The organism is Caulobacter sp. FG121 (assembly GCF_057809815.1).
In genome coordinates this window covers 1-15,273 of sequence record NZ_JBMDKR010000003.1, presented here as the reverse complement: position 1 = coordinate 15,273, position 15,273 = coordinate 1, and the positions used below count along the sequence as shown (strand labels likewise).

Here is a 15,273-nt window from a genome sequence, read left to right as displayed (position 1 = left end):
AGCACAGGCCGCGCGCCGGATGCCAGGGAATCTCGCCATGCGCCTGTCCACCAAGGGCCGCTACGCCGTGATGGCCATGACCGACCTTGCCGGACGGCAGGGCGCGGACGATTCGGTGCGCGCCGTGTCGCTCGCCGAGATCGCCGCGCGGCAGCAGATATCGCTGTCCTATCTGGAGCAGTTGTTCGCGCGCCTGCGCCGCAAGGGGCTGGTCAAGAGCGTGCGGGGGCCCGGCGGCGGCTATCGGCTGGCGCTGAGCGCGGGCGAGACGACGGTCGCCGACATCGTGCTGGCCGTGGATGAGCCGCTGCGCGCGACCCGCTGCGGCAAGCCGGCCGGGCGCGGGTGCATGGTCGGCGGCGAGCGCTGCATGACCCACGACCTTTGGGAAGAGATGGGCCGCCAGCTGCACAGCTATCTGGCCTCGGTCTCGCTGGCCGATGTGATTTCCGGGAAGCTGCGCATGGCCGCGCCGGAGGCCGCGTGACCGTCTATCTCGACTACAACGCCACCGCTCCCGTCCGCCCCGAGGCAAAGGATGCGGTCGTGCGGGCGCTGGAGATCGGCGGCAATCCCTCTTCGGTGCACGCCGCGGGCCGCGCCGCGCGATCGCTGATCGAGGCGTCGCGGGCGCAGGTGGCGGCGCTTGTGTCGGTGCTGCCGGGCTCTATCACCTTCACCAGCGGCGGGACCGAGTCCAACGCCCTGGCCATCGAGAGCGCCGTCTCGGCGGGCTTCGACCGCATCCTGCTGGGCGCGACCGAGCATGGCGCCGTTGCGGAGAACGTCCGCGCGGCCGGTGTTCCGGTCGAGGTCTGGCCGGTGGACGCCGACGGCGTCGCGGACCTGGCCTGGCTGGCGCAGGCGCTCGCGAAGGGCGGCAAGCCGCTGGTCTGCCTGATGCTGGCCAACAACGAGACGGGCGTGATCCAGCCGGTGGCGCAGGCCGCCGCGCTGGTGCGCGAGGCCGGCGGCTGGCTGCATGTCGACGCTGTTCAGGCCGCGGGCAAGATCGCCATCGATTTCAACGCGCTCGGCGCGGACACACTGGCGCTGGCGGCGCACAAGATCGGCGGGCCGTTCGGCGTCGGGGCGCTGGCCGCCGGGCCGCGCGCGACGCTGGTGCGACGGCTGCACGGCGGCGGGCAGGAGCGCGGCCGACGCGCCGGGGCCGAGAACCTCTCCGGCATCGCCGGGTTCGGCGCGGCTGCAGACGCCGCTGTCCGCGACCTCGACGCCATCTCCGCCCAGGCCTCCTGGCGCGACACGCTGCAGGATCGGGTGGAAGCCGCCGGCGCGATCGTGCTCGGCAAGGGCGCGCCACGCTTGCCGCAGACGCTCGGTTTCGCCGCGCCGGGCTTCGATGCCCAGATGCAGGTCATGGGTATGGATCTGGCGGGCGTGATGATCAGCGCCGGCCCGGCCTGCTCGTCCGGCAAGATGAAGCCCAGCGATGTCGTGGCCGCGATGGGCCGGGCTGATCTGGCGCCCAGCGCCATCCGTATCAGCGGCGGCTGGGCAAGCACGGAACAGGACTGGATCGCCGCCGGCGACGCCTGGCTGGACCTGTATGCGCGCCACACGGCGCGCCGGAAGGAAGTTGCGTAATGGCCGCCGTCAAGGAAACCGTCGACGCGGTCGCCGAGCTGGAAAAGTACCAGCACGGCTTCGTCACCGACATCGAGCAGGACTTCGCGCCCAAGGGGCTGAACGCCGACATCGTGCGGTTCATCTCGGCCAAGAAGAACGAGCCGGAGTGGATGCTGGCCTGGCGTCTGGAGGCCTTCGAGCGCTGGCTGGCGCTGGAAGAGCCCGACTGGGCCAAGGTCAACTATCCCAAGATCGACTACCAGGACTCCTACTACTACGCCGCGCCGTCGCAGAAGGCCGGGCCGATGAGCCTGGACGAGGTCGATCCGGACATCCTGGAGACCTACAAGAAGCTCGGCATCCCGCTGCGCGAACAGGAAGTGCTGGCCGGCGTGCAGGGCGCGCCGCGCTACGCCGTCGACGCTGTGTTCGACAGCGTGTCGGTGGTCACCACCTTCAAGAAGGAGTTGGCGGCCGTCGGGGTGATCTTCTGCCCGATCAGCGAGGCGATCCGAGAACACCCCGAACTGGTCAGGAAATACCTCGGCTCGGTCGTGCCGGTCAGCGACAACTATTTCGCCTGCCTCAACAGCGCGGTCTTCAGCGACGGCAGCTTCGTCTACATCCCGCCGGGCGTGCGCTGCCCGATGGAGCTCAGCACCTATTTCCGCATCAACGCCAAGGACAGCGGGCAGTTCGAGCGGACCCTGATCATCGCGGATAAAGGTAGCTACTGCTCCTACCTCGAGGGCTGCACCGCGCCGATGCGCGACGAGAACCAGCTGCACGCCGCCGTGGTCGAGCTGGTCATCCTGGAAGACGCCGAGATCAAATATTCGACGGTCCAGAACTGGTACCCGGGCGATCCGGTCACCGGGAAGGGCGGCATCTACAACTTTGTCACCAAGCGGGCCGACTGCCGGGAAGCCCGGGCCAAGGTCAGCTGGACCCAGGTCGAGACCGGCTCGGCGATCACCTGGAAATACCCGTCGTGCGTCCTGCGCGGGGAGGGCAGCTCGGGCGAGTTCTATTCGATCGCCGTGACCAACGGCCACCAGCAGGCCGACACCGGCACCAAGATGATCCACCTGGGCGCCAACACCCGCTCGCGGATCATTTCTAAGGGCATCTCGGCGGGGAAGTCGTCCAACACCTATCGCGGGCTGGTCTCGGCCCACCCGAAGGCCGTCGGGTCGCGCAACTTCACCCAGTGCGACAGCCTGCTGATCGGCAAGGACTGCGCCGCCCACACCGTGCCCTACATCGAGGCCCGCAACGGTCAGAGCGTTTTCGAGCACGAGGCGACGACGACGCGGCTCTCCGACGACCAGCTGTTCTATTGCCAGCAGCGGGGCCTGGACACGGAGTCGGCGGTGGCCTTGCTGGTCAACGGCTTCGTCCGCGACGTGCTCCAGACCCTGCCGATGGAGTTCGCGGTCGAGGCGCAGAAGCTGGTGGCAATTTCGCTTGAAGGGAGCGTGGGATGACCCTCCGTGCCATTGACCACGTTCAGCTGGCCATCCCCGTAGGTGGAGAGGCGCAGGCGCGCCCGTTCTACGGCGACCTGCTGGGCCTGACAGAGGTCCCCAAGCCCGCCGAGCTGGCCAAGCGCGGCGGCTGCTGGTTCGAACAGGGCGCGGTGAAGGTTCACCTCGGCGTCGAGCAGGACTTCCGCGCCAACGTGAAGGCCCATGTGGCCTTCGAGGTGGATGACGTCGCCGGGCTCGCCGCGCGGGCGGAGGCGGCCGGCTTCAGAACGCAATTCGATGACGACCTCGACGGCTTCGAGCGCGTCTATCTCTACGACCCCTTCGGCAACAGGCTCGAGTTCCTGAAGCCCCTTCCGGACAACGCCTGATGCTCTCCATCACCAACCTCCACGCCACCGTCGGCGAGAAGCAGATCCTCAACGGGCTGACCCTCGAGGTCCCCGCCGGGGAGGTGCACGCCATCATGGGGCCGAACGGGGCGGGGAAGTCGACGCTCAGCTATGTGCTGACCGGGCGGCCCGGCTACACCGTGACCGAGGGCTCGGCGACGCTCGACGGCGAGGACTTGCTGGCGCTGGAAGCCAACGAACGAGCGGCGAAGGGCGTGTTCCTGTCGTTCCAGTATCCGCTGGAAATTCCGGGGGTTCCGGCCCTGACCTTCATCCGCACCGCGCTCAACGCCCAGCGCAAGGCCCGCGGCGAGGCCGAGATCGCCGCCCCGGCCTTCCTCAAGAAGGCCCGCGAGACGGCGGCGTCGCTGAAGATCGACTTCGAGATGCTCAAGCGGGCGCTCAACGTCGGCTTCTCCGGCGGCGAGAAGAAGCGGATGGAGATCTTCCAGATGGCCATGCTGGAGCCGCGTTTCCTGATCCTCGACGAGACCGACAGCGGCCTGGACATCGACGCCCTGCGCATCGTGTCAGAGGGCGTCAACGCCATGCGCAGCCCCGACCGCGGCATGCTGGTGATCACCCACTACCAGCGGCTGCTCGACTACATCAAACCTGACCGCGTGCATGTGCTGAGCGCCGGGAAGATCGTCGCCTCCGGCGGACCGGAGCTGGCGCTGCAGCTCGAGGCCGAGGGCTACGACAAGTACGTGCAGGTGGCGGCGTGATGTTGGCGCTCGTCAAAGAACCCTTCCCCCTCGATGGGGGAAGGGCAGGGTTGGGGGTGCGTCCGCTGCCGCGCCCGGCCAGTCGAGGATCGGCGCCGATCTCGGCCTTCCTGTACCGTCTTGCCACCCCCCTCATCCCCGACCCTTCCCCCATCGAGGGGGAAGGGAGATGACCCTCGCCACAGCCATCGCAACCGGCGACCTGACCCAGCTGCCGTCGCGCCGCGACGAGGACTGGCGCTGGACAGACCTGCGCGGGCTATTGCGCAGCCTGCCGCCGGTCGCCGGCCAACCTGACGTGACCACGGACGGGTCGTTTGTGGCGCTCGGCGGCGAGGGGTTCCTGGTTCCGAACGGGCTTGTCGAGGGCTTCACCCACATTGAAGCCGAGCCAGGCAGGGACAAGCTGGCCCAACTGCGGTTTGTCGCCGCCGATGCCGCCTCGATCGCCACTACGGTGCTGGTCGCGGTACGAGCCGGCGCGACGCTGACGCTGCTGGAAAGCTATGAGGCTCTCGCGGACGGGGCGGTGTCGGCGATCACGCTCGACATCCATGTCGCTGAAGGCGGCAGGCTGGAACGCATCGTGCTTGCGGCGGATGGCGCCGAGAGCGTCACGGTCTCGACCGCGGCGGTGCGGCTCGCGCCGGGCGCATCCTTCAATCAGACGATCCTCACCAGCGGTGCGCGCCGTCAGCGGATCGAGACGCAGGTTCAACATCCGGGGCAGGGCGCCTCCGTCCGCCTAGACGGCGCCTACCTCCTCGCCGACCAGCGCCATGCCGACCTGACCACCGTCGTCACCCACGCCGGCCGTGATGGAACCACCTCGCAACTCACCAAGGGCGTCGTGCGCGACCAGGCGCGCGGCGTGTTCCAGGGCCGTATCGTGGTCGACAGGGGCGCCGACGGCACCGAGGCCCGCATGGGCCACCATGCGCTGATCCTGTCGGACAAGGCCGAGGTCGACGCCAGGCCCGAGCTGCTGATCTTCGCCGACGACGTCCAGTGCGCTCATGGAAACACCATCGGGGCCCTGGACGAGGCGGCGATCTTCTATGCCCGCCAGCGCGGCATGCCGGAGGCTGTCGCCCGGGCCATGCTGACCGAAGCGTTTGTCGGCGAAGTGGTCGACCGGATTGAGCACGAGGGCGCGCGGAATGTGGCGCGGGCGTGGGTGAGTGCGCAGCTGGGGGGTGCGGAATGACCCCGTTCGATCCCGAAACGGTGAGGGACCAGTTCCCCATCCTGTCGCGCCAGATCAATGGCAGGCCGCTGGTCTATCTCGACAACGCGGCTTCGGCGCAGAAGCCGAAGGCGGTGATAGACGCACTCGTCCACGCGATGAGCCGCAGCTACGCCAACGTCCACCGCGGCCTGCACACGCTCGCGAACGAAACGACGGAAGCCTATGAAAAGGCGCGAAAAAACGTTGCGCGCTTCCTGAATTGCGACACCGACGAGGTGGTCTTCACCAAGGGCGGGACCGAGGCGATCAACCTGGTCGCGGCGTCGTTCGGGCTGGGCCTGAAGGCCGGCGACGAGATCGTGCTGACGCAGATGGAGCATCACTCCAACATCGTGCCCTGGCACCTGCTGCGCGAGCGCAAGGGCGTCGTGTTGCGTTTCGCGCCGGTGCTGGAGGACGGGTCGCTCGATCTCGAGGGCCTGCGCAAGCTGATCACCGACAGGACCCGGCTCGTCGCCGTGACCCAGATGTCCAACGTGCTGGGCACGATCAATCCGGTCCGCGCCATCGCCGTTATGGCCCACGCCGTCGGCGCGGCGGTGCTCGTCGACGGCTGTCAGGGCGCGGTGCACATGCGCATCGACGTCAAGGCGCTGGACGCCGACTTCTACGTCTGCACAGGCCACAAGCTGTACGGCCCGACCGGCATCGGCGTGCTGTACGGCAAGTCCGAGCGGCTTGCCGCCATGCCGCCCTACCAGGCCGGCGGCGAGATGATCGGCACGGTCACCGAGGACCGCATCACCTACGCCGAGCCGCCCATGCGGTTCGAGGCCGGCACGCCGCCGATCCTTGAGGCCATCGCGCTCGGCGCGGCGCTGGACTGGCTGATGGGACTCGATCGCGAGGCCGTCGCGGCGCACGAACGCGCGCTGTACGACCGGGCGATCGAACGGCTCGATGGGGCCAACTGGCTGCGGATTCTCGGCACAACGCCGGACAAGGGCGCCATTCTCAGCTTCACGGTCGACGGGGCTCACGCTCACGACATCGCCCAGATCCTCGATCAGCAGGGGGTGGCGGTCCGCGCCGGAACCCATTGCGCCGAGCCGCTGATGGCCCGTTTCGGCGTGACATCGAGCGCCCGGGCTTCCTTCGCCCTATATAACACCCTGGATGAGGCTGACGCGTTCGTGGACGCGCTGGTCAAGGCCCGCAGCTTCTTTGCCTGAGATCATGACAGACACAGCGCCCATCGCCCCGCAGACGTCTTCCGCCATTCCCCAGGCGGAACTCGACGCCCTGACCGACAAGCTGGTCGAGAAGCTCAAGAGCGTGTTCGACCCGGAGATCCCCGTCGACATCTATGAGCTGGGCCTGATCTACAAGGTCGACGTCTCGGACGACTACGAGGTCAAGATCGACATGACCCTGACCGCGCCAGGCTGCCCGGTGGCCGGGGAGATGCCTGGCTGGGTCGAGGACGCTGTGATGGAAATCCCGGCTTTCAAGTCCTGCACCGTCGACCTCGTCTTCGACCCGCCGTGGGACCCCTCGCGCATGAGCGACGAGGCCAAGCTGCAACTGAACATGTTCTGATCATGGAAACGGTTCAAATCACCCCGCGTCCCCGCCGCCCGCGCCCCAAGGTCGTCACCCTGACCGACGCCGCGGCCGGGCGCGTGAAGGAGATCATGGCCCGGGCCGAGAAGCCCTACGCCGGTCTGCGCGTGGGTGTGAAGAACGGCGGCTGCGCCGGCTCCGAGTACATCATCGAATACGCCGAAACGGCTGATCCGCTCGACGAGGTGGTCGAGGATCACGGTGTCACGATCCTGATCGAACCGAAGGCCGTGCTGTTCCTCATCGGCGCCGAAATCGACTACGAAGTCAGCCGGCTGAGCAGCAAATTCGTCTTCCGCAATCCGAACGAGACGGACGCCTGCGGCTGCGGCGAGAGCGTGACGATACAGCCTGCGGCGGAACGCTAGAAATCCACGTTTCGGGTAACCGCCCAGTGGCGGAACGGTGTTCTCGCAGTAGCCTGAGGGTCTGATCCGCACGAGGGGGACCAACCCATGTTCATTCCGGCAATCGCCACCGCCGCCGCTATTCTGGCCTTCGGCGCAGGGCCCGCGAACCCGTTTCCGAACGTGAACCCGGACAAGTTCGAAGGGCTCGCCAGCGACAGCTTCGCCGCCTGGTCCTACGGCTGGGATTCGGTGAAGACGAACGGCGCCGTGAAGACGCTGCTTGTCCAGACCCACTATCAGACACCGACCCCGATGCCCGGCAGTCCGGCGCCCGCCGCCTACTCGATCCACACTATGGCGATCAACTGCGCCGGCAAGACGGTGAACGTCATCAACGGGGCAAACTACTCGGCGAGCCAGGTCTTTCTGAGCATCGGTTCCTCGACCGGGACCTTCCCGTGGTCGGACATGACAACAGGATTTCAGTCCTTCGCCACCCAGGTCTGCGCGACCAGCTTCTGATCCTCAGGCGGCGGCCTCGACGGTCGCCGCCGCCTTCCGCACCTCATCCGGCGTCGGGACCAGCACCGAGGGTTTCACGGGCGCGCCGGTGGCCTGCGCGATCAGCTGCTGGCTGCGGGTCTCGATGACGTCCTCCAGACGGGTCAGGAACGGCGTGCGGTCGAGTCCCGTCTCGATCGGGTCGAGGAACTCGATCGTGGCCGTGCCCGGGCGCTTTATCTTCGACGTCTGCTCCCAGAAGCAGCCCAGGTTGGTCGCCACCGGCACGACCGGCAGATTGAAGTCGCGGCTCATGTAATAGACGCCGGTGCGGTAGCGGAACCGCTCGCCGGGTTTGGCCAGATTGCCTTCCGGATAGATCAGGATGCGACGCCCTTCGGCCGCCACCTGGGCCGCGCTTTCCGACAGGGCCTTGCGGGCTTCAGGGCCGCCGCAGTTGTCAACGATGATCGCGCCGAACTTGCGCAGGATCGCCCCGACCAGCGGGAAGCGCTCCATGTGATCGCCGGTGACGAACGACAGGTTGTCGACGTTCGCGAACATGACGAAGCCGTCGCCCCAGCTGTGGTGTTTGGCGGCGATTATGAAGGCGCCTTTGGGCAGCTTTTCCTGGCCCTTCAGTTCGATCTTGATGCCGGCCAGCGCGTCCATCGCCCACAGCATGCGACGCGTGTAGAGCCGGATCGCCCCGGTCATCGGCGCACGGCCCGGCGCCAGCGCCAGGATGGCGGCGCTGAGGCCGTAGAAGATCGACAGCACCCAGTAGTAGGCGTTGAACAGCCGGTTGCGGAAGGTCATCGGATTTCCCTATCGGGCGAACAGCAGCGCCTGGACGCCGGCGGTCATCAGGTCGGCGTGGGCGGAGAGGGGATCGTCGCCGAGGCGGCCGTAGACCCGGTTCTGGGCGGTCTGGGTGATCACGCCGATGGCCATGGCGGCCAGCACGCGCGGGTCGGCAGGCGGAATTTCGGCGGCGATCATTGCCTGTTTGATGACGTTCTCGGTCACCGTGACCGGGTCGCGGCCATCCTCCTGGTACCAGGGGATGAAGCGGTGAATCTGGGTCAGGTGGAAGCTGAATGTCAGCCAGTCCTCGTCGGCCACCTCGCAGTAGGCGGTGACGATGGCGGCGGCCTTGGCCTTGATGCCGACGGCCTGGGCGGCGCTGTCCTCGATCAGGGTCGACAGCCGCCGGTGGGTGGTCATGAACAGGCTGACCGCCAGTTCGTCCTTGCCCTTGTAGTGGCGGTAGAGGGCGCCCTCGGACACGCCGGCGGCCGTTGCGATGGCGCGGGTCGTCGCTGCGTCGACGCCCTCGCGAACGAAGACTTCCAGAGCGGCGCGCTCGATGCGAGGTTTGGCGGACATGGGGACGACTCCTTGCGTGAGCATTTGCTCACATTCGCCGGGCGTCCGCAAGTGAACAATTGATCACGCAGGACCGGAATGGCTGTCAGCGCCGAGTTTCTCGACCATTTGCACGAACTGCTGGCCGGTCTCGGCCCCCTGACGGTGAAGAAGATGTTCGGCGGCGCCAGCCTGCAGGTTGATGGCGCGGCCTTCGCCCTGGTGTTCGGCGAGACCCTGTACCTCAAGGTGGACGACGAGAACCGCGCGGCCTTTGAGGCGGAGGGCTCGGGTCCGTTTGTCTACAGCATGAAGGACGGGCGTGAGGCGTCGCTCGGCTACTGGAGCCTGCCCGAGGGCGGTCTGGATGATCCCGACGAGGCGGTGCGCTGGGCACGGCTCGGCGTCGAGGCGGCCTTCCGGGCGAAACGGCCGAAAGCGAAGAAGGGCCGGGCGATGCGCGACGACATCGGACCCGGCCCCTGGGATGGCTAAATCCTCCCCATCGGGGGAGGTGGCTCGCCTTTGGCGAGCCGGAGGGGGTCACCCCAAATCTGAGCGGACCCCCTCAGTCAGGCCGTTGGCCTGACAGCTCCCCCGAAGGGGAGCATCTCTACCGCCCCGTGAACGCCGCGACGCGTTTCTGCAGGAAGGCGCTGACGCCCTCGACGAAGTCGTGGGTCTTCCCGGCGATCTTCTGGGCCTTGCGTTCGGCGGTCAGCTGGCCGGACCAGTCGCTGTCGAGGCTGTCCCAGATCAGGCGACGAATGCCGCCGAGCGAGGCCGGGCCATTGGCCAGTTCCTTGGCGATTCCGATCGCGGTGGCGAGCAGGTCGGCGTCGGGGACGACCCGGTTGACCAGGCCCCACTCGAGCGCCTTGGCGGCGCCGATCTTTTCGCCCAGCAAGGCCATTTCCATGGCCCTGGCGCGGCCGATGGCGCGCGGCAGCAGGTAGGTCGAGCCGCCGTCCGGCACCAGCCCGATGCGCCGGAAGGCCTGCAGGAAGTAGGCGCTTTCGCCCGCGACGATCAGGTCGCCGAGCAGGGCGAAGGAGCAGCCGACGCCGGCCGCCGCGCCGTTGACCGCCGTCACCAGCGGCACCGGCAGGTCGCGCATCTGGCTGACCAGAGGGTTGTAGACCGTTTCCAGCGCCCGGCCGGCGTCCGGCTTGCCGTCGACGTCCAGCTCGCGGCCCGTGGCTCCGCCGCCGCCGAGATTGGCGCCCGAGCAGAACCCGCGGCCTTCACCGGTCAGCACCACGGCCCGGGCGACGACCTTGCCCGCGGCGATGGAGGAGAGGGCGTGGCTCAGTTCGCCGGCCAGATCCAGGCCCGCGGCGTTCATCGTCGCGGGATCGGACATGGTCACCACGGCCACGCCGTCGGTCACTTCAACCTTGATTTTCGTGTAGTCCACCCGAGCATCCTCCGAGGGTTTCTTATGCGGACTGGCTAGCCCCCATAACGCCGGGGAACGCCAATGAATATTTTCAGACCGGGCCGCGACCGTAGTAGCGCCACAGCTGCAGCACCAGCAGCACCGCCGCGACGAGGGCCAGCAGGATCGGGAGCGACAGGGACTGGCCGAGGCTCGCAATCCCCGCCGCGACCGTCAGGCCGACAAAGCAGCCGATGTCCCAGGCCCCTTCGGTCGCCATGTGAAAGCGGAACGTACAGGGCGAGGCCTTGGCCATGTTGTAGACCGGCGTCATCAGGACCGACGTGACGATCGCCGCCAGCAGGGCTCCCGCCGCATTGGCCAGTACCGCCAGCCAGGGGGTGTGCAGGCTGCCGGCTCGCAGGATGACCACGACCGCGGCGATCCCGTAGGCGATCAGGGCCGATCTCCGGCCATGGCCGAGATCGACGTGCCGGCCGAGGGCGAGGCTGCTGATCGCGCCGACAACGGCGGCCACGGCCGCAGCGCCGCCGTAGGCCAGGAAGTTTTCGCCGAGGGTGACGAACAGGGCGACCAGCCAGACGAAATGGTAGGTCGCCGCGAACAGCCCGTCGCAGACCATGAGGCCGAGGGCCATGCGAGATACCGGTGGGCCGGGCGATAGCTCGCTGGATACGGCCACGTTCGGCGCGCCGATCAACGGAACGATCGCCATCAGCTGGACCAGGCCGACACAGAGAAAGGTCGGCATCGGCCCGACCGTGGACAGGCCCAAAGCGCCGAGCAGCGGCGCGACGATGCCGACCAGCGCGACGAGCGCTTCCCGGAAACCGATCTGGCCGCCCCGGTCATCGGATTCGCCGATGGCCGCGAAATAGGCGTGAAAGCTGAGCCAATAGAGCAGGTAGCCGAGCGCGGAGACGGCGCACAGCACCAGCAGGAGCGGACCGACGCCGTCGACCAGCGCCAGCAGCGGGTAGTCAAGCGCCGTCAGCACGGTTCCGGCCATCAGCAACGGCTTGACGCCCCAGCGCTTGGCGAACGGGAGAACAACCGGGCGCAGCAGAAACCGTCCACCGATGATGCCGGCCTGGAACAGCAGCGCCAGCGGGACCGGGACCCCGGCTTTGAGCAGGAAGACCAGGACGAACAGGCCGCCCGCTTCCTGGGCGAAGGCCTGCAGGGTGTAGTGGAGATTCACGCGATTGATCGCGTCGTTCCTGAGAAAGGACATGGAGACCTGAAGGGAATGTGTGAACGCGGCTTCGCCCGGCGCAGGGCGCCGGGCGGTGCGGATCGTGCCAGCCTCGGCCAGCGGTTAGCGGATGCGTTCACACATCGGTGGCGGTTCCTTCGACGGCGAAGGCTCGCACGGGACTTTCAAGTCGGCAAGACGGGCAGATCGACAAGCCGGGGCGTCAGGCCGCCGCGGCCAGCTTCTCGCCATTGGTGACGCGATTACGGCCCGAGCGCTTCGAGGTGTAGAGGGCGGCATCGGCGCGTTCCATGACGCAGCTGCCGGTTTCCCCTTCGCGGCGGGTGGCCAGGCCGGCGGATACGGTCACTGTACCCAGATCCTCGTTGGTCGACCGACGCTTCAACATGCGCGAGGCGACCTCTTCACGGATTTCCTCCAGGCAGGCTTCAACCAGTCCGGAGTCTTCACCGGGGAAGATCATGGCGAACTCTTCGCCGCCATAACGGGCCGAGAAGCGCGGCGTGGCGCCCAGACGGCCGATGACGCTGGCGACGAAGCGGATGACCTGGTCACCGGTCTGATGGCCCCAGGTGTCGTTGAAGCTCTTGAAGTGGTCGATATCCAGCACAGCCAGGGTCAGGGCCATACCCGTCTCATCTGCGTCGGCGCAGGCGCGGGCCAGCTCGTCGTCGAACGCGCGACGGTTCGCCAGGTTGGTCAGTCCATCGGTGGTCGCGTCACGGCGAACCTGTTCGAGATGTTCCCGCAGCCGCTGGACTTCGCCCGTCGATTCCGCGAGGCGCTTTTCGAGGGATTTGTTCTCTTTCTGCACCCGGCGGGTCGCCGAGGAGAGCGAGTCGACCATGGCGCGGACCTGCTCGACGCCCTCGGCCTCACTCAGGTCCTTGCTGGCGCCGGCCAGGGTGTGGCCATAGGCCTCATTGGATTTCTGGGCCTGCTGGATGGCCTTGGACACCGAGTCCAGTTCCTTCGACAGCTGATCCCCGGCGTCGCGAATCTGTTCGTTCAGGCGGGCCTTGGCCAGATAGGCCGCCGCGAGGTCCTCGCTGATGCTCTCGGTCAGGGGCTCGCCCAGCAGGATCAGCCTGCCCAGTTCAACGGCCAGGGCGCCTTCCGGGTCGGCGACATAGTGCGACCAGAGCTCGAAATTCAGGGGCGTCGGCCAGACATGATGGCTTTCCATCAGGTCCAGAGCCTTGCGGGCGACCTTGTAGGCCTCCGGCCCTCTCAGAATGGTTTCGACTTCGCCGGACATTGGTCATTCCCCCTTGGCGCAGGCCGCCCTTCGAGCGGGTCTGAGCTGTAGATGGGCGAGCGTATGCCGAAAGGTCCGAATGACCGGTTAAAGGGATAACGCCGGTCGCTTGCGGCGCGACGAAGGTGCGGTCATTCTGATCGTCGATCACCTGAGCCGGGGGCAGCCCGGCCTGTCCGGAGGGACCCCCATGAACGCACCCGCCAATCTCGGCATCGAAGGTCATACGGCCGCGATGCTGGCCATCCTTGATCGTCAGAAGGCGGCGCATATCCGGGACGGGGCGCCGAGTGCTGAAAAACGCATCGAGTGGCTCGATCGCTGCATCGGCATGCTGGTCGACCATGCCGTCGACATTCAGGACGCGCTGAATGCCGATTTCGGCAACCGCTCGCGGGAAGCCAGCCTGCTGACCGACGTGTCCGGCTCGATCGGCCCGCTGAAGTTCGCAAAAGAAAACGTCCGCAAGTGGATGAAGGCGCAGAAGCGCAAGACCACGCCGGCGATCCTCGGCCTGCTCGGGGCCAAGGCCGAGATCCAGTACCAGCCCAAGGGCGTGGTGGGGGTGATCAGCCCGTGGAACTTCCCCGTCAACCTGACCTTCGCCCCGCTGGCCGGCATCCTGGCCGCCGGTAACCGGGCGATGATCAAGCCGTCGGAGTTCACGCCCGTCACCTCCGAGCTGATGAAGACCATGTTCGCCAAGGCCTTCACCGACGACGAGATCGCCGTGATCACCGGTGGGCCGGAAGTCGGTCAGGCCTTCGCCGGGCTGCCGTTCGACCACATGATCTTCACCGGCGCGACGTCGATCGCCCGCCATGTCATGCGCGCCGCCGCCGAGAACCTGGTGCCTCTGACGCTTGAGCTAGGCGGCAAGAGCCCCGTGATCATCTCACAGAGCGCCGACATGGCCACCGCGGCCGCGCGGATCATGAACGGCAAGACGCTCAACGCCGGCCAGATCTGCCTCGCGCCTGACTACGTCAATGTTCCCGAGAACCGGGTGGAAGAGTTCGTCACCGAGGCCACCAGCGCGGTGACGCGGATGTTCCCGACCCTGAAGGACAATCCCGACTACACATCCGTCGTGGCCCAGCGGCACTACGACCGGATCAAGGGCTACATCGACGACGCCCGCGCCAAGGGCGCCGACATCCGCGAGATCAACCCGGCCGGCGAGGACTTCAGCCAGCAGGAGCATCGCAAGATCCCGCCGACCCTGATCCTCAACGCCACCGACGACATGACGGTGATGCAGGACGAGATCTTCGGTCCGGTGCTGCCCGTGAAGACCTACAATGCCGTCAGCGAGGCCGTGGACTACATCAACGCCCACGACCGGCCGCTGGGCCTCTACTGGTTCGGGACCGACGAGGCCGAAAAGGACCGCATCCTCAATCACACCACCAGCGGCGGCGTGACGGTCAACGATGTGATCATGCATGTGGCCCAGGAAGAGCTGCCGTTCGGCGGCGTTGGTCCGTCAGGCATGGGCAGCTACCACGGCCATGACGGCTTCCTCGAGTTCAGCCACAAGAAGGCGATCTACACCCAGCTTAAGAAGGACATCGGTCCGCTGCTTCAGATGCGGCCGCCCTATGGTCCGGCTATCCGCAAGTTCCTTGGCGCCTCGCTCAAGCGTTAGGCGAGCCCGTTCATATCCGCGTCAGGCGGGATGTCGTATTGCAGCTTTCGTGGCGGCATACGATATCCGCCTGACGGGGCGCTTCGCCCCAGGGAGATGACCATGCGTACGGCCGTTACCGGCCTGCTCGTTTCGTTGCTGGCGGTTTCGACCGCTCAGGCGAAGCCTGACTTCAAGGCCCAGGCGCGGTGTATCGCGACCTATGAAGTCGCCGCCGGCCTTCTGGAAGCCGATGCTGACGCCGCCACCGGCGCGGACAAGACGATCATCCGCAAGCGCATCGCCAAACTCGACACGAGCCGGGAAAAGCTGTCGCTCGCCCTCGCCACGCGCACCGATCTGACGCCCGCCGACAGCAAGACCAGCCAGCTGGAACGCAAGGCCGAGGAGGCGCGTCTCGACAAGCTCGAGTCGTCGGCGGTCCAGGCGGCCGCCGACGCCTGCGACCAGATCACTACGGCGAGCTAGCTGTCGTTTCCAAGAAGGTTGTTCACACGCTGCCATGGTGTGAGGCCGTTGATGCC

Annotated in this window: 18 protein-coding genes; 13 read left to right on the top strand and 5 right to left on the bottom strand. The window is 67.1% G+C overall.

The annotated features are described in order from the left end of the window. Positions 1 to 37: 37 nt before the first annotated feature. The 10 genes from ACODSL_RS08860 to ACODSL_RS08815 all read left to right on the top strand — a co-directional run bounded on the left by ACODSL_RS08860 (position 38) and on the right by ACODSL_RS08815 (position 7,881). Positions 38 to 487 carry an Rrf2 family transcriptional regulator gene (locus ACODSL_RS08860; protein WP_488900318.1) on the top strand — a complete coding sequence of 150 codons (450 nt, stop codon included), beginning with the start codon at positions 38 to 40 and terminating at the stop codon, positions 485 to 487. Continuing rightward, on the top strand, positions 484 to 1,608 hold the full coding sequence (locus ACODSL_RS08855; protein WP_488900317.1) for a cysteine desulfurase family protein: 1,125 nt from the start codon (positions 484 to 486) through the stop codon (positions 1,606 to 1,608). The genes ACODSL_RS08860 and ACODSL_RS08855 overlap by 4 nt, the downstream gene beginning before the upstream one ends. Continuing rightward, positions 1,608 to 3,077: a Fe-S cluster assembly protein SufB gene (gene sufB / locus ACODSL_RS08850; RefSeq protein ID WP_488900316.1), complete on the top strand. Its 1,470-nt coding sequence runs from the start codon at positions 1,608 to 1,610 to the stop codon at positions 3,075 to 3,077. The genes ACODSL_RS08855 and sufB overlap by 1 nt, the downstream gene beginning before the upstream one ends. Continuing rightward, complete coding sequence (locus ACODSL_RS08845) at positions 3,074 to 3,448, top strand: VOC family protein (RefSeq protein ID WP_488900315.1); 375 nt, start codon at positions 3,074 to 3,076, stop codon at positions 3,446 to 3,448. The genes sufB and ACODSL_RS08845 overlap by 4 nt, the downstream gene beginning before the upstream one ends. Then, positions 3,448 to 4,197 carry a Fe-S cluster assembly ATPase SufC gene (gene sufC, locus ACODSL_RS08840; protein WP_488900314.1) on the top strand — a complete coding sequence of 250 codons (750 nt, stop codon included), beginning with the start codon at positions 3,448 to 3,450 and terminating at the stop codon, positions 4,195 to 4,197. Before ACODSL_RS08845 ends, sufC begins: the two co-directional genes overlap by 1 nt. Before the next feature lie 169 nt (positions 4,198 to 4,366). Further along, complete coding sequence (gene sufD / locus ACODSL_RS08835; protein WP_488900313.1) at positions 4,367 to 5,404, top strand: Fe-S cluster assembly protein SufD; 1,038 nt, start codon at positions 4,367 to 4,369, stop codon at positions 5,402 to 5,404. After that, positions 5,401 to 6,618 (top strand): aminotransferase class V-fold PLP-dependent enzyme, encoded by a 1,218-nt coding sequence (locus ACODSL_RS08830; protein WP_488900312.1) that lies wholly within the window; start codon positions 5,401 to 5,403, stop codon positions 6,616 to 6,618. The genes sufD and ACODSL_RS08830 overlap by 4 nt, the downstream gene beginning before the upstream one ends. A 4-nt stretch (positions 6,619 to 6,622) precedes the next feature. Further along, the gene (locus ACODSL_RS08825; RefSeq protein ID WP_488900311.1) at positions 6,623 to 6,985 is read left to right on the top strand and encodes an SUF system Fe-S cluster assembly protein; all 363 of its coding nucleotides are present in this window, start codon (positions 6,623 to 6,625) and stop codon (positions 6,983 to 6,985) included. 2 nt (positions 6,986 to 6,987) lie between these two features. Continuing rightward, positions 6,988 to 7,377 carry a HesB/IscA family protein gene (locus tag ACODSL_RS08820; protein WP_488900310.1) on the top strand — a complete coding sequence of 130 codons (390 nt, stop codon included), beginning with the start codon at positions 6,988 to 6,990 and terminating at the stop codon, positions 7,375 to 7,377. An 87-nt stretch (positions 7,378 to 7,464) separates the two neighbouring features. Then, on the top strand, positions 7,465 to 7,881 hold the full coding sequence (locus ACODSL_RS08815) for a hypothetical protein (protein WP_488900309.1): 417 nt from the start codon (positions 7,465 to 7,467) through the stop codon (positions 7,879 to 7,881). A 3-nt stretch (positions 7,882 to 7,884) separates the two neighbouring features. On the opposite strand, the gene ACODSL_RS08810 is transcribed toward ACODSL_RS08815, so the two are convergent. Both ACODSL_RS08810 and ACODSL_RS08805 read right to left on the bottom strand, forming a co-directional pair. Then, positions 7,885 to 8,679, bottom strand: coding sequence for a lysophospholipid acyltransferase family protein (locus tag ACODSL_RS08810; RefSeq protein WP_488900308.1), 795 nt, complete (start codon positions 8,677 to 8,679; stop codon positions 7,885 to 7,887). Positions 8,680 to 8,688: 9 nt separating this feature from the next. Beyond that, positions 8,689 to 9,249 carry a TetR/AcrR family transcriptional regulator gene (locus tag ACODSL_RS08805; protein WP_488900307.1) on the bottom strand — a complete coding sequence of 187 codons (561 nt, stop codon included), beginning with the start codon at positions 9,247 to 9,249 and terminating at the stop codon, positions 8,689 to 8,691. A 78-nt stretch (positions 9,250 to 9,327) separates the two neighbouring features. Between ACODSL_RS08805 and ACODSL_RS08800 the strand changes: the two genes are divergently transcribed. Then, a complete protein-coding gene (locus tag ACODSL_RS08800) occupies positions 9,328 to 9,723 on the top strand; it encodes a TfoX/Sxy family protein (RefSeq protein ID WP_488900306.1) in 396 nt (131 codons plus the stop codon). Positions 9,724 to 9,841: 118 nt separating this feature from the next. On the opposite strand, the gene ACODSL_RS08795 is transcribed toward ACODSL_RS08800, so the two are convergent. The 3 genes from ACODSL_RS08795 to ACODSL_RS08785 form a co-directional block, all read right to left on the bottom strand. Continuing rightward, positions 9,842 to 10,645 carry an enoyl-CoA hydratase/isomerase gene (locus tag ACODSL_RS08795; RefSeq protein WP_488900305.1) on the bottom strand — a complete coding sequence of 268 codons (804 nt, stop codon included), beginning with the start codon at positions 10,643 to 10,645 and terminating at the stop codon, positions 9,842 to 9,844. Positions 10,646 to 10,718: 73 nt separating this feature from the next. Further along, positions 10,719 to 11,861 (bottom strand): MFS transporter, encoded by a 1,143-nt coding sequence (locus tag ACODSL_RS08790; protein ID WP_488900304.1) that lies wholly within the window; start codon positions 11,859 to 11,861, stop codon positions 10,719 to 10,721. Between the two features lie 184 nt (positions 11,862 to 12,045). Then, positions 12,046 to 13,101: a diguanylate cyclase domain-containing protein gene (locus ACODSL_RS08785; RefSeq protein WP_488900303.1), complete on the bottom strand. Its 1,056-nt coding sequence runs from the start codon at positions 13,099 to 13,101 to the stop codon at positions 12,046 to 12,048. Positions 13,102 to 13,291: 190 nt separating this feature from the next. Here ACODSL_RS08785 and ACODSL_RS08780 point away from each other — a divergent pair, with 190 nt between their 5' ends. Beyond that, a complete protein-coding gene (locus ACODSL_RS08780; RefSeq protein ID WP_488900302.1) occupies positions 13,292 to 14,749 on the top strand; it encodes a coniferyl aldehyde dehydrogenase in 1,458 nt (485 codons plus the stop codon). A gap of 102 nt (positions 14,750 to 14,851) precedes the next feature. After that, positions 14,852 to 15,217, top strand: a complete 366-nt coding sequence (locus tag ACODSL_RS08775; RefSeq protein WP_488900301.1) for a hypothetical protein — start codon at positions 14,852 to 14,854, stop codon at positions 15,215 to 15,217. Positions 15,218 to 15,273: the final 56 nt, after the last annotated feature.

What these genes read in the sequence shown, in the direction of transcription:
- ACODSL_RS08845 (WP_488900315.1), top strand. Translation starts at nt 3,074, where the DNA reads ATGACCCTCCGTGCCATTGACCACGTTCAGCTGGCCATCCCCGTAGGT.
- sufB (WP_488900316.1), top strand. Translation starts at nt 1,608, where the DNA reads ATGGCCGCCGTCAAGGAAACCGTCGACGCGGTCGCCGAGCTGGAAAAG.
- ACODSL_RS08820 (WP_488900310.1), top strand. Translation starts at nt 6,988, where the DNA reads ATGGAAACGGTTCAAATCACCCCGCGTCCCCGCCGCCCGCGCCCCAAG.
- sufC (WP_488900314.1), top strand. Translation starts at nt 3,448, where the DNA reads ATGCTCTCCATCACCAACCTCCACGCCACCGTCGGCGAGAAGCAGATC.
- ACODSL_RS08785 (WP_488900303.1), bottom strand. Translation starts at nt 13,101, where the DNA reads ATGTCCGGCGAAGTCGAAACCATTCTGAGAGGGCCGGAGGCCTACAAG.
- ACODSL_RS08800 (WP_488900306.1), top strand. Translation starts at nt 9,328, where the DNA reads ATGGCTGTCAGCGCCGAGTTTCTCGACCATTTGCACGAACTGCTGGCC.
- ACODSL_RS08775 (WP_488900301.1), top strand. Translation starts at nt 14,852, where the DNA reads ATGCGTACGGCCGTTACCGGCCTGCTCGTTTCGTTGCTGGCGGTTTCG.
- ACODSL_RS08825 (WP_488900311.1), top strand. Translation starts at nt 6,623, where the DNA reads ATGACAGACACAGCGCCCATCGCCCCGCAGACGTCTTCCGCCATTCCC.
- ACODSL_RS08780 (WP_488900302.1), top strand. Translation starts at nt 13,292, where the DNA reads ATGAACGCACCCGCCAATCTCGGCATCGAAGGTCATACGGCCGCGATG.
- ACODSL_RS08815 (WP_488900309.1), top strand. Translation starts at nt 7,465, where the DNA reads ATGTTCATTCCGGCAATCGCCACCGCCGCCGCTATTCTGGCCTTCGGC.
- sufD (WP_488900313.1), top strand. Translation starts at nt 4,367, where the DNA reads ATGACCCTCGCCACAGCCATCGCAACCGGCGACCTGACCCAGCTGCCG.
- ACODSL_RS08830 (WP_488900312.1), top strand. Translation starts at nt 5,401, where the DNA reads ATGACCCCGTTCGATCCCGAAACGGTGAGGGACCAGTTCCCCATCCTG.
- ACODSL_RS08810 (WP_488900308.1), bottom strand. Translation starts at nt 8,679, where the DNA reads ATGACCTTCCGCAACCGGCTGTTCAACGCCTACTACTGGGTGCTGTCG.
- ACODSL_RS08805 (WP_488900307.1), bottom strand. Translation starts at nt 9,249, where the DNA reads ATGTCCGCCAAACCTCGCATCGAGCGCGCCGCTCTGGAAGTCTTCGTT.
- ACODSL_RS08860 (WP_488900318.1), top strand. Translation starts at nt 38, where the DNA reads ATGCGCCTGTCCACCAAGGGCCGCTACGCCGTGATGGCCATGACCGAC.
- ACODSL_RS08790 (WP_488900304.1), bottom strand. Translation starts at nt 11,861, where the DNA reads ATGTCCTTTCTCAGGAACGACGCGATCAATCGCGTGAATCTCCACTAC.